We start from the raw sequence: 10,787 nt of genomic DNA on the forward strand, positions 1-10,787 counted from the left end.
CCCCGTACTGGACGTACTTGGGCTTTCGGCCGGTGCGGCGAGAGTGCGTGCCGGGCACCGCGACGCCGCGGACCTCCGTCAGACACCCCCTAGAGCCCGCGGGTGACCGGATGTGATCCACGCCGCAGGCCGCCCGGGCAACCGGGTCGGGCGGCGCGGCCCTCTACGTTCCCGTGATGAGCCTGACGGGGACGCCCCTCTTCGCGACGGTGGTCGCCCTGACCGTGATCGCCGTCGTCCTGCCGCTGGCCGTGTGGAGCAGGGTGCGCGGCCCCGCCGCCGCACGGGTCGCGTGCCGCGCGCTGATGGTGGTGTTCGCCCAGGTCATGGCCGTCGCGCTGGTGTTCGTCGGGATCAACCGGGACATGAACTTCTACGCCTCCTGGGGCGATCTGCTGGGCACCGGCTCGTACGTCACCGCAGCCCCCGACCTCGGGCCCGACGGACTCGGCGGGAAGAAGACCGAGGCCGCGCCGAAGGTGCGCCAGGAGTTCCAGCCCGTCGAGGGCCTCGGCGGCCGGGTCCAGAAGACCGAGCTCGACGGCAAGATCTCCGGGGTCAAGGGCGACGTCATGGTGTGGCTGCCGCCCCAGTACGACGACCCGGCCTACAAGGACAAGAAGTTCCCCGTGGTCGAGCTGATCCCGGGCATACCGGGGACGGGCAAGTCCTGGTTCCAGGGGCTCAAGGCGCACGAGGTCCTCGAACCGCTCATGAAGAGCGGCAAGGTGCAGCCGTTCGTCCTGGTCTCGCCGCGCGCCATGCTGCTGGGCAACGCCGACACCGGATGCGCCAACCTCCCCGGCAAGGTCAACGCCGACAGCTGGTTCAGCGTCGACGTCCGCAAGATGGTCGTCGACAACTTCCGGGTCTCGCAGGAGGCCCGCACCTGGGGCGTGGCCGGATACTCGGCCGGGGCGTACTGCGCGGCCAAGCTGGCGATCAGCCATCCCGACCGCTACAGCGCCGCGGTCTCGCTGTCCGGCTACAACGACCCGGGGCAGGAGCCCTCCTCGCTGGTGGCGCAGGATCCGGAACTGCGCCGCACGCACAACCTGAAGCACGTGCTCCAGAGCGCTCCCACCCCGCCGGCGGTCTCGCTGTGGCTGTCGGGCGCCGAGCACGACGGCTACCTGTCCGGCACGGACCTGAAGGCGATCGCGAAGAGCCCGACCACGGTCCACGCCGAGAAGGTGACCGGCGGGCACAACCTCGACTCGTGGTCGAAGCAGCTGCCCCAGACCTTCGACTGGCTGAGCAAGACGGTCAAGGCGCCGTAGCGCACCGGGCCGTGCCTGCGTGCGTGCCTGCGTGCGTGCCTGCGTCCGCGCGTGCGTACCTGCGTCCGCGCGTGCGTACCTGCGTCCGCGCGTGCGTACCTGCGGCCGCGCGGCTACGCGGGACGGGAGGCGCCCGCCCAGGGCATGGAGTCGATCGGGGCCATCCGGACCGTGGACCCGGGACGCGGTGCGTGGATCATCTGGCCGTTGCCGATGTACAGGCCGACGTGGGTGACCCCGGAGTAGAAGAACACCAGGTCGCCGGGGGCCAGCTGGTCACGGGAGACGCGCCGGCCGGCGTTGATCTGGGTGTAGGTGGTGCGGGGGAGCGAGACCCCGGCCGCGCGCCAGGCCGCCTGGGTCAGGCCCGAGCAGTCGAAGGCGCCCGGTCCCGTCGCGCCCCAGACGTACGGCTTCCCGATCGCCCCGTGCGCGAAGGCCACGGCCCGTGCGGCGCGCGAGCCGTCCGACGGCGGCGGGGGCGCGGACTGCGGGCGGGCCGCGGGGGCTGCGGGGTCCGCGGGGGCTGCGGGGTCCGCGGGGGCCGCCGCACCGGAGCGGGCCTCGTACGCGGCGCGCTGCTCGGCGGTCAGTTTGGCCAGCAGCTGCTTGGCGGTGGCCAGCTTGCCCTCGATCTCCGCCTTGTGCTCGGCGAGTTCGTCGCGCTGCGCGCCGAGGTCGGCGAGCCGGTCGGCGGCCTGCTCCTTCAGCTTGCCGACCTCGTCGAGCCGGCGGCGGACGGTGCTGATCCCGGCGGCATTGCGGTCCCCGGCGCGAGAGATGAAGGAGGCCTGGGAGAGGTACTCCTGCGGGTCGGCCGCCAGGGCGAGCTGGACCGCGGTCCCCAGGGAACCCCTGCGGTACTGGGTGGCGGCGAGCGACCCGAGCGTGCCGCGGGCGGCGTTGAGCTGGTCGGTCTTGCGGGCGGTCTCGTCGCGCAGGCCCGTCAGCGCCCGCTCGGCCTCGTCGGCCTTCTGCTTCGCCCCGTTGTACCGCTCGGTCGCGGCCTCGGCCTCCTCGTACAGCCGGTCCACCTCGGCCTCGACCTGTGCGGGCGTGGGGCGGGGGTCGGCCTGGGAGGTGCCTTCGAAGGCGGTGGCGGTGGCAGCGCCCGCGAGCGCGAGGGTGGTGGCGGCGGTCCGTACGGTGCCGCCGGAAAGCGGGCGCTGCCTGGGCTTTCGATGACTGGCCACGAGGGCCTCACGTCCTTCCTCTCTCGGTGCTTGGAGGAGGACGCTAGACCCGCAGGTAACGGGCAGATGACGAGATGATCGCAAGTGTTCTGATGCGACCGCGGTTGGCCGCCCCGGACCGATGCGGATCAGTGCCAGAGGACGGCGATGAAGATATTTGCCATGGTCAGACCGCCCACGGCGCCGAACAGGCCCTTGTCCACCCGCTCCTCGTCCCGCTTGACGTAGACGAGGGCCAGGACCACGAAGAGGACGGCCAGCTTCACGCCGACCTTGACGTTGTTGACGGGGGAGCCGTCCATCTCGTTGAAGCCGACCAGGAGCACGCCGGTGACGAGCATGGTGAGCGCGCCGTGCAGCATGGCGGGCACGAACCGGGCGGTGCCCGCGCTCATCGCCTTCATCTGGGTCAGGAAGCCGCCGAGCAGTGAGGCGATCCCGATGATGTGCAGGCCGACGAAGACATCGATGAGTGCGTCCATGGCGTCGAGCGTACGGGCGGGCGGTGACGGGCCGGAGGGCGGCTCCCCTACGCCCGGAGACCGTACGAGAATCTCGTACGGTAGGGGGGTGTCCGTACCGTTTTTGCGTACAGTTGCTCCATGGCCGCCGAAGAGCTCCACCACCCCGACGCCTCCCGGATCGAACTGGTCGAGGTCCTGGCGGCCCTCGGACACCCCGTCCGGCTGGAGATCGTCCGGACGCTCGCCGGCTCCGGGGCCGAGGTCTTCTGCGGTGCCGTGGCCACCGGGCTCCCGCGCTCCACCGTCACCCACCACCTGCGCACCCTGCGTGAGGCCGGGGTGATCCGTCAGCGCCCCGAGGGCCGCAAGCTCTTCCTGACCCTGCGCCGCGAGGACCTGGAGCGGCGATTCCCGGGACTGCTGGCCCTGGCCGTCGGCGATTTTCCGGGCCCGGGACCGGCTGTCGGTCCCGCCCCCTAGACTCGGAATGCGATGAGCAGCCTCTTTGACGACAGTTTCCTGGCGGACCTCACCCCCTCCGACGAGGTCCCGCCGCCGCCCGAGGACCACGCCGCCCCGGAGCCGGGGGCGGACGACCTCTTCGGCGGCCGGTTCGACGTACCCATGACCGGGGACGCGTACTACCGGGACGGCGCACCCAAGCCCGTCATCGACCCGGCGGCGCTCCTGGACGGGCTGAACGAGCAGCAGCGCGCGGCGGTGGTGCACGCGGGCTCGCCGCTGCTCATCGTCGCCGGCGCCGGCTCCGGAAAGACCCGGGTGCTGACCCACCGCATCGGACACCTGCTGTCCGCGCGGAACGTCCACCCCGGCCAGATCCTGGCGATCACCTTCACCAACAAGGCCGCCGGCGAGATGAAGGAGCGCGTGGAGGGCCTGGTCGGCCCGCGCGCCAACGCCATGTGGGTCTCCACCTTCCACAGCGCGTGCGTCCGCATCCTGCGCCGCGAGTCCAAGCGGCTCGGCTTCACGTCCTCGTTCTCGATCTACGACGCGGCCGACTCGAAGCGCCTGATGGCACTCGTCTGCCGCGACCTGGACCTGGACCCGAAGAAGTTCCCGCCCAAGGCCTTCAACGCCAAGATCTCGAACCTGAAGAACGAGCTGATCGACGAGGACGCCTTCGCCGACCAGGCCGTCGACGGGTTCGAGAAGACGCTGGCCCAGGCGTACGCGATGTACCAGGGGCGGCTGCGCGAGGCCAACGCGCTCGACTTCGACGACATCATCATGACCACGGTCCACCTGCTCCAGGCGTTCCCGGACGTCGCGGAGCACTACCGGCGCCGCTTCCGGCACGTCCTGGTCGACGAGTACCAGGACACCAACCACGCCCAGTACACCCTCGTGCGCGAGCTGGTCGGCACCGGCTATCCGGACCTGCCCCCGGCCGAACTGTGCGTGGTGGGCGACGCCGACCAGTCGATCTACGCGTTCCGCGGCGCGACCATCCGCAACATCCTCCAGTTCGAGGAGGACTACAAGGACGCCACGACGATCCTGCTCGAGCAGAACTACCGCTCCACGCAGACGATCCTCTCCGCCGCCAACGCGGTCATCGAGCGCAACGAGAACCGCCGCGCCAAGAACCTGTGGACCGAGGCCGGCACGGGCGCGGTCATCACGGGCTACGTCGCGGACACCGAACACGACGAGGCGCAGTTCGTCGCCGACGAGATCGACCGGCTGACGGACGCCGGCGAGGCGAAGGCGGGCGACGTCGCGATCTTCTACCGGACCAATGCGCAGTCGCGTGTGTTCGAGGAGATCTTCATCCGGGTCGGGCTGCCCTACAAGGTCGTCGGCGGCGTCCGCTTCTACGAGCGCAAGGAGGTCCGCGACGTCCTCGCGTACCTGCGCGTGCTGGCCAACCCCGAGGACAACGTCCCGCTCCGGCGGATCCTGAACGTGCCCAAGCGCGGCATCGGCGAACGCGCCGAGGCGATGATCGACGCCCTCGCGATGCGCGAGAAGATCACCTTCCCGCAGGCGTTGCGGCGCGTGGACGAGGCCTTCGGCATGGCCGCGCGCTCGACGAACGCGGTGAAGCGGTTCAACGTGCTGATGGAGGAGCTGCGCACCATCGTCGACTCGGGCGCGGGCCCCGCGGTGGTGCTGGAAGCGGTGCTGGAGCGCACGGGCTACCTCGCCGAACTCCAGGCATCGACGGACCCGCAGGACGAGACGCGCATCGAGAACCTCCAGGAACTGGCCGCCGTGGCGCTGGAGTTCGAGCAGGCGCGGGACGAGGACAACCCGGGAACGCTGGCCGAGTTCCTGGAGCAGGTCGCCCTGGTGGCCGACTCCGACCAGATCCCGGACGAGGACACGGAGGGCACGGGCGTCATCACGCTCATGACCCTGCACACCGCCAAGGGCCTGGAATTCCCGGTGGTCTTCCTGACCGGCATGGAGGACGGGGTCTTCCCGCACATGCGGTCGCTGGGTCAGACCAAGGAGCTGGAGGAGGAGCGCCGCCTGGCGTACGTCGGCATCACGCGTGCGCGCGAGCGGCTGTACCTGACCCGCTCCTCGATGCGCAGCGCCTGGGGGACGCCCTCGTACAACCCGCCGTCGCGGTTCCTCGAGGAGATCCCGACGGAGTACCTGCAGTGGAAGCGGACGGGCGCGGCCCAGAAGCCGGCGGGACCGATCCGGGGCTCGGGCTCGCTCTCGGGCGGCGGGAAGGCGTCGTTCGGCACCTCGCCGGAGGCGTTCTTGTCCTCGTCGCGCACGAGGTCGGGGCCGTCCGGGTTCGCGACGCGCCGGGCCGCCGAGAAGCCGGTGATCGCCCTGGTGGTCGGGGACCGGGTGACGCACGACCAGTTCGGGCTGGGCACCGTCATGGAGGTCAAGGGGGCGGGCGCGGACGCGCAGGCCACCATCGACTTCGGCGACGACAAGCCGAAGCGGCTGCTCCTGCGCTACGCGCCGGTGCAGAAGCTGTGACGGCCGGTCAGGGGCGCAGTGGCCTGACGGCCGGTCAGGGCCCGACCGGCCGCTGAGGCCTGGACCGGGTGATGCCTCGGCCGCTCAGGCTGTGGCAGCCGAGAGCTGAGAGCCGAGCGCTGAGAAGCCGACCGCTGAGAAGCCGAGCGCTGAGAGCCGACCGCTGAGGACAGGGCCGCTGAGGAGAGGGTCGCCTAGGACGGGTCCAGGCCGTGGCTGCGCAGCCACGCCAGGGGGTCGATCGCGGAGCCGCCGCCGGGCCGGACCTCGAAGTGGAGGTGCGGTCCGGTGGAGTTGCCCGAGTTGCCGGAGTACGCGATGACGTCGCCGGCCTTGACCTTGCCGCCGCGGATCTTGGTGCTGCTGAGGTGGCAGTACCAGGTCTCGGTCCCGTCGGGCGCGGTCACTATCGCCATGTTCCCGTAGGCGCTGTTGTACTGGGTGCGCACGGTGCCGTCGGTGGCGGCCATGACCGGGGTGCCGTAGCCGACCGGGAAGTCGATGCCGGTGTGCACGGACATCCACATCCCGCCGGCCTGGCCGAAGCTGGCGCTGAGGCCGTGCTGTGCGACCGGGATCGCGAACTTGGGGCGGGCCGCCTCCTTGGCCGCCGCCTCCTCCGCCTTCTTCTTCTTTTCCTCTTCCTGGCGCTGGCGCAGGTCGATGCGCTCCTGCGTGCGGCTCGCGCGGTCCGCGAAGTCGCCTGCGTCGGCGCTGAGCGCCGTCAGCTGGGTGTCGAGCTTGGTGTTCGCCGCCACGGGCTTCACCGAGGCCGGGTCGGGCGCGGCCATCGTGGTGGTGTCCTCGGCGGGCTTCTCCGCGCCGGTGAGCCCGCCGACGGACGCGGCCGCGACACCCGCGACACCCATCACGCAGGCGGAGGGCACGGCCACGGTCAGCAGGGCGGAACGCTTCGCCGGGGTGCGGCGACGGCTGCTGCCGCCGGCCTTGGCGCTGCCCTTGGTGTTGCCCTTCGCGGCGGTCCGGCGCGCGGCGCGCGGCACGGAGGGGGAGGTGACGGGCATGGCCTGGGTGGGGAGGTCGTGGACCTCGGGCACCGCGGACACCTCGTGCAGCTCGGCCGCCTCGTCGGTGACGAGCTCGAAGACCGCGGTCTCCTCGTAGGTCTCGCCGACGGAGTCCTGGGCCGGGATGTGGAGCTCGTAGGCGTAGTCCGGCGTGGCCGTCGGCGCCTGGTACGCGTACTCCTGTGCGTACTCCTGGTGCTGCGCGGGCTGCTGCTGGTACTCGTACGGGTTCTGCGTCTGGGGCTGCGCCTGGGTCTCCGTGACGGTGTTCCAGGCGGTGGCGTCGTACGCCCCGGTCTCAGTGCCGTAGCCCGGCATCGCCCAGTGCCCGGTCTGCTCGCCGGAGGTGTCGAAGCCGAAGGAGGCGGCCGGCTGGTAGTCGCCGTAGCCGGAGTGGTCCGTGCCGGTCGTGTGCCAGGCGCCGGAGTCCCACTGACCCGTGGAGTCCGCGGGCATGCCCTGGGACGGGATCGTGGACAGGTAGCCGTCCTGCGAGGTCCACGCCGTGGTGTCGTACGCGCCCGTCTCATAGGAGCCGTAGGCCGCGTAGTTGACCCCCTGGCCCTGCGTTTCATAGGAAACGTAGGTCGAGTCACCAGCGAAAGTGGTGGTGGCAAGGCCGTCATACCCGGGATCCGGGTACTGGCCCGGCGAGGGGCGGTCGTTCACCAACTTCTCTTTCGCCTCGGCATTGGGGCCTGGGTGGCCGGGGAACTCGGGGTTCACCGGAGGAGAGCAGTGGCGTGACTGTACCCGGCGGTTACTCGCAACGACAATCTTCGGAGGGTTTCCATGTCCCGGGAACCGGGCATTCGGCCCTCTTTCGGTCGCGTAAAGACGCAGCCTTGGCCTTGAGTTCGAAATTCGTTCGACTTCGGGTTGGCGGTTGGCTAGGCGACGGAGGCGGCCTCCGAGGTCTGGGCGGACGCCGCTCCGATCCCGTCGAGGACGCGCCGGACGGCCGCGATCACGGTGGGGTGCGCGGGCAGCGCGAGGTGTCCGATACCCGTGACCTGGACGTTCACCACGTGGAGGTCCGGATGCTCGATCCGCGCGGTTCCGGACGGCGACATGAGCGCGTCGAACTCGCTCCAGAACGCGACGCATCGAGTGGCGCAGCCGGGTGCGGGGGCGGCCAGCTCGGTCAGGACCTGGGAGCCGGGGCGCATCTGCCGCACCAGGGGGTGCGCGTCCATGAAGGGGGCGACCAGCGTGCCGGAGTGCGGGGTGCCGAGCGTGACGAGGGTCCGGACGCGGGTGTCGCCCCCCAGGCGCTGGACGTAGTACCGGCCGACCAGTCCGCCCAGGCTGTGCCCGACCAGGTCCACCCGCTCCTGCCCGGTCCGCGCGCACAGTTCCTCGACCCGCCGGGCGAGGTGGCGGGCCGTGACGCGCAGGTCGCGCGTGAAGGGCGAGTAGTTGTACGCCTCCACGTGCCGCAGGCCGTCCGCGCCGAGGGCGCGGCGCAGCAGGACGAAGACGGAGCGGTTGTCGGTGAACCCGTGCAGGAGCAGGACGGGCGGGCGTGTCGCGGGCGGGCCGGCGGTGACCTTCTCCTGGCACACTCCGGTGGGATACAGGAGAAGATGTCCGCCGAGCACGACCACCTCGAGCACGCCGGCCCGCAGCGCGGCGCCGAGCGTGGGTATCGAGAGTGCGGTGATCGAGAGCGCGGGAATCGACACGGGAATGGACAGCCCCAAGACGGCCTCCCCTGAGCCTTCTGGGACTGCGGCCGTGGCGCCACCGTGCCGTGCGGCTGGCGGCACGGTGGCGCAATGTTGTCCCGCGTGTGATTTCCCCCTCCTGGTTGACCGCGAAACGGCGGCGTGCGCGATGCTGTACTTAACGTTCGTTCACTCGGGAGGCAGTGCGATGGGTGTGACCGGTCCGATCCGTGTGGTGGTGGCCAAGCCGGGTCTCGACGGCCACGACCGCGGCGCGAAGGTGATCGCGCGGGCGCTGCGTGACGCGGGCATGGAGGTCATCTACACCGGCCTCCACCAGACTCCCGAGCAGATCGTGGACACCGCGATCCAGGAGGACGCCGACGCGATCGGCCTCTCGATCCTCTCCGGCGCCCACAACACGCTCTTCGTGCGCGTCCTGGAGCTGCTCAAGGAGCGCGAGGCGGAGGACATCAAGGTCTTCGGCGGAGGCATCATCCCGGAGGACGACATCGCCCCCCTCAAGGAGAAGGGCGTGGCCGCGATCTTCACCCCGGGTGCGACGACGACGTCCATCGTCGACTGGGTGCGCGCGAACGTCCGCCAGTAGCGGTCGAACCCCCCGCTCCCCCCTCCGCGAACGCCGACGAGGCTGAAACCTCCCTGCGGGCGGCATCCGGCACGTCCCGCCCCGCCCCGCCGCCGCCGAAGGCGGCAGAGCCGGGGCTTCGAGCGGCGCCGGTGGTCGAGGCGCGGGGCCGGGACGGAGTTGCGGGTCTTCGAGCTGCGCCGCCGTGCGAGGCGACGACGGGGCCTGGGGCAGGGTCCGGGGCCTTCGAGCTGCGCCGGAGGTCGAGGTGCGAGGCCGCGGCCGGGGCTCCGAGCCGGGCCGGGGCCCGGTCCGGTCCGGACCGGCGGCGTTCGCGCTTAGGCCGGGGACAGTTCCGTGAGCATCGTCTCGCGCAGGCGGAGGGTGGCCACCAGGCGCTGGAATGCCTCGGCCCAGTACGCGGCCGCGCCCCCCGCGGCGTCCGCCGGCTCCTGCGCCGCGGCGGTCAGTATCTCCAGCCGCCCGGCTTCCGCAGGATCGAGGCAGCGCTCCGCCAGCCCCATGACCCCGCTGAAGCTCCACGGGTAACTTCCCGCCTCCCGGGCGCAATCCAGCGCGTCCACGACCGCCCGGCCCAGCGCCCCCGCCCACGGCACCACGCACACCCCGAGCAGCTGGAACGCCTCCGAGAGTCCGTGCGCCCGTATGAACCGCGCGACCCACTCGGCCCGTTCCCCGTCCGGCAGGGTCTCCAGGAGCTTGGCGCGCTCGGCGAGCGAGGCCGTCCCCGGCCCGGCCGCCGGCGGTGCGGACGGCTCGCCCAGCAGGGCCCGCGACCAGGCCGCGTCGCGCTGGCGCACCGCCGCACGGCACCACGCCGCGTGCAGTTCCTCCCGCCAGGCCTCGCCCCCGGCCACCGGCAGCGCCACCATCTCCGCGGGGCCGAGCCCGCCGAACCGCTCCCGCCAGCAGGACAGCGGAGCCGCCTCCACCAACTGGCCCAGCCACCAGGCCCGTTCCCCCCGCCCGGCGGGCGGGTTCCTGACCACCCCGTCCCGCAGCATCCCCGCATCGCACTCCGTCGGCGGATTCACCCCCTCCGGACCCACGCAGGCCAGTGCGCGCTCCGCCATCCGCCCCGCCAGTGCCGATTCCGGCAGCGCCGACAGCAGCTCGGCGGCGGTCGCGCGGACATTGCGGCTGCGGTCGCCCAAGGCCGCCTCGAGGAACGGCTCGTCAGCCTGGGAGAGCCCCACCCGCAGCGAATCGAGGAACATCAGCCGGTCCTCGGCCCGCTCGGTGGTCCAGGTCGTCGCCAGCAGCCTCGGCGCGGCCGCCGCGTCGTGCGCGCGTACGGCACCGAGCAGCGCCACCCGCTCGGCGAACAGCCCCTCCTGCCAGAGCCGCTCCACCCCGGCCGGATCGGTCACGTCGGGCAGCTGCCCGGCCCCCGCGGCCCCACCCCGCAGGGCGAACCGCCAGTCCGGATTCAGCCGCGCCAGCCACATCCCCCTCGCCCCCGCCAGCGCGAGGGCCTGCGGCCTCACCGGGGGTCACGGCGGCCCCGGCGTCCTGGCCGGGGGCGGCTCCCCCCGCCCCGCTCCCGCCCCGGGCCTCCTCGGCGAGCCGCTCGGC

At 72.0% G+C, this 10,787-nt stretch carries 8 protein-coding genes and 1 pseudogene; 4 read left to right on the plus strand and 5 right to left on the minus strand.

Translation table 11 applies throughout. The features are described 5' to 3' along the window. The first annotated feature begins 176 nt into the window (after positions 1-176). Positions 177-1,280 carry an alpha/beta hydrolase-fold protein gene (locus AB0D44_RS33400; protein ID WP_362598361.1) on the plus strand — a complete coding sequence of 368 codons (1,104 nt, stop codon included), beginning with the start codon at positions 177-179 and terminating at the stop codon, positions 1,278-1,280. Positions 1,281-1,393: 113 nt separating this feature from the next. On the opposite strand, the gene AB0D44_RS33405 is transcribed toward AB0D44_RS33400, so the two are convergent. Continuing rightward, positions 1,394-2,473, minus strand: coding sequence for an NlpC/P60 family protein (locus AB0D44_RS33405; RefSeq protein WP_362598364.1), 1,080 nt, complete (start codon positions 2,471-2,473; stop codon positions 1,394-1,396). A 128-nt stretch (positions 2,474-2,601) separates the two neighbouring features. Then, positions 2,602-2,955 carry a hypothetical protein gene (locus AB0D44_RS33410; protein WP_362598366.1) on the minus strand — a complete coding sequence of 118 codons (354 nt, stop codon included), beginning with the start codon at positions 2,953-2,955 and terminating at the stop codon, positions 2,602-2,604. 120 nt (positions 2,956-3,075) lie between these two features. Between AB0D44_RS33410 and AB0D44_RS33415 the strand changes: the two genes are divergently transcribed. Next, positions 3,076-3,417, plus strand: coding sequence for a metalloregulator ArsR/SmtB family transcription factor (locus AB0D44_RS33415; RefSeq protein WP_362598369.1), 342 nt, complete (start codon positions 3,076-3,078; stop codon positions 3,415-3,417). 12 nt (positions 3,418-3,429) lie between these two features. Continuing rightward, positions 3,430-5,907 carry a DNA helicase PcrA gene (pcrA, locus tag AB0D44_RS33420; RefSeq protein WP_362598372.1) on the plus strand — a complete coding sequence of 826 codons (2,478 nt, stop codon included), beginning with the start codon at positions 3,430-3,432 and terminating at the stop codon, positions 5,905-5,907. Positions 5,908-6,101: 194 nt separating this feature from the next. Here pcrA and AB0D44_RS33425 read toward each other — a convergent pair whose 3' ends face one another. Both AB0D44_RS33425 and AB0D44_RS33430 read right to left on the minus strand, forming a co-directional pair. Beyond that, a complete protein-coding gene (locus AB0D44_RS33425; RefSeq protein ID WP_362598375.1) occupies positions 6,102-7,604 on the minus strand; it encodes a peptidoglycan DD-metalloendopeptidase family protein in 1,503 nt (500 codons plus the stop codon). Positions 7,605-7,825: 221 nt separating this feature from the next. Then, complete coding sequence (locus AB0D44_RS33430; protein WP_362598381.1) at positions 7,826-8,620, minus strand: alpha/beta fold hydrolase; 795 nt, start codon at positions 8,618-8,620, stop codon at positions 7,826-7,828. A 190-nt stretch (positions 8,621-8,810) separates the two neighbouring features. Here AB0D44_RS33430 and AB0D44_RS33435 point away from each other — a divergent pair, with 190 nt between their 5' ends. Continuing rightward, positions 8,811-9,212, plus strand: a complete 402-nt coding sequence (locus tag AB0D44_RS33435) for a cobalamin B12-binding domain-containing protein (RefSeq protein WP_362598378.1) — start codon at positions 8,811-8,813, stop codon at positions 9,210-9,212. Between the two features lie 317 nt (positions 9,213-9,529). Here AB0D44_RS33435 and AB0D44_RS33440 read toward each other — a convergent pair. Continuing rightward, positions 9,530-10,699, minus strand: a pseudogene (locus AB0D44_RS33440) (DUF5691 domain-containing protein); the annotation flags it as partial. Positions 10,700-10,787 lie beyond the last annotated feature (88 nt).

Source organism: Streptomyces sp. NPDC048349 (assembly GCF_040651925.1).
GTDB lineage: Bacteria > Actinomycetota > Actinomycetes > Streptomycetales > Streptomycetaceae > Streptomyces.

Bases quoted from the DNA above. Each gene is read 5' to 3' on its own strand.
- AB0D44_RS33400 (WP_362598361.1), top strand. From the start codon at position 177: ATGAGCCTGACGGGGACGCCCCTCTTCGCGACGGTGGTCGCCCTGACC.
- AB0D44_RS33410 (WP_362598366.1), bottom strand. From the start codon at position 2,955: ATGGACGCACTCATCGATGTCTTCGTCGGCCTGCACATCATCGGGATC.
- AB0D44_RS33415 (WP_362598369.1), top strand. From the start codon at position 3,076: ATGGCCGCCGAAGAGCTCCACCACCCCGACGCCTCCCGGATCGAACTG.
- pcrA (WP_362598372.1), top strand. From the start codon at position 3,430: ATGAGCAGCCTCTTTGACGACAGTTTCCTGGCGGACCTCACCCCCTCC.
- AB0D44_RS33435 (WP_362598378.1), top strand. From the start codon at position 8,811: ATGGGTGTGACCGGTCCGATCCGTGTGGTGGTGGCCAAGCCGGGTCTC.